The organism is Corallococcus terminator (assembly GCF_003611635.1).
Classification (GTDB): Bacteria; Myxococcota; Myxococcia; order Myxococcales; family Myxococcaceae; genus Corallococcus; species Corallococcus terminator.
The window spans coordinates 1-813 of the sequence record NZ_RAVZ01000744.1 but is presented as its reverse complement, the minus strand read 5'-3'; the positions used below and the strand labels follow the sequence as shown (position 1 = coordinate 813).

The window sequence follows — 813 nt, the reverse complement described above, 5'->3', positions numbered from 1 at the left end:
GTTGGCGACGCTGGAGCCCGAAGCGGCGCTCACCCGGGTGCTGGAATCCGCGGTGCGTGCCGGAGCGCTCCCGTCCGGAGTGGACAGCGCGAACCCGCTCGCCCTCTTCCGCGTCTTCGAGGCCAACTTCGAAGCGGCCCGTCGCTACCACCCGCCAGCGATGGAGCAGCGGGTGCTGCGAGTGCAGGCGGAGGAGCTCGCGGACACGGGGCCGAGCGACGGCGGCTGGGCCGCGCTCGTGGGCGGGCGGTTGGAGTCGCACCGCCTGCCGGGCAACCACTACACGCTGTTGCGCGAGCCCACGGTGCGGACCGTGGCGGAGCTGTTGAAGAAGGCCCTCGGCGAACCAGGCAAGCGCTGATGCAGCATGCGCCCGCTCCCTCGGCTGGGGAGCGGGCATCGCGTGGGCGGAGGGGCCGTCGAGCAACACCCTCGCCCTGTGTCACACACTTCAGCCTGTCTCACCGCTCCAGTGGGATCCCGGACGCGAAGTGGTGTCGAAGCAGAAGGGTTTCATGGGCTGGCTGAAGTTGTCTTCGGCAGCGTGATTTCTTTGTCTCACCAGCCCCTCTGCCGGACGGGGCTGGTGAAACAGGTACGTAGCAGTGTGACTGGCACCGAGGGTGCCTACGGGAACAAGCACCAGGGCTGTTAAGAAGTGTCGGCGCTTTTTCGACACTTTGGACGGCTCCCCGTGCCTGATTTTTCGCGAACCCTTCCTGGCGTCCTGTTGAATCTCGCGGCGGGTCCCTCCGCCCACGCTCCGCTCTACACCTTCCTCGGTGAAGTGGACGGCGATGAGACCGTGCTCAG

Annotated in this window: 1 protein-coding gene; it reads left to right on the top strand. The window is 67.2% G+C overall.

From position 1 onward, the window contains the following. Positions 1-361: hypothetical protein (locus D7V88_RS43510; protein ID WP_158625294.1), on the top strand; the 361-nt coding region annotated here is incomplete at its 5' end. Positions 362-813: the final 452 nt, after the last annotated feature.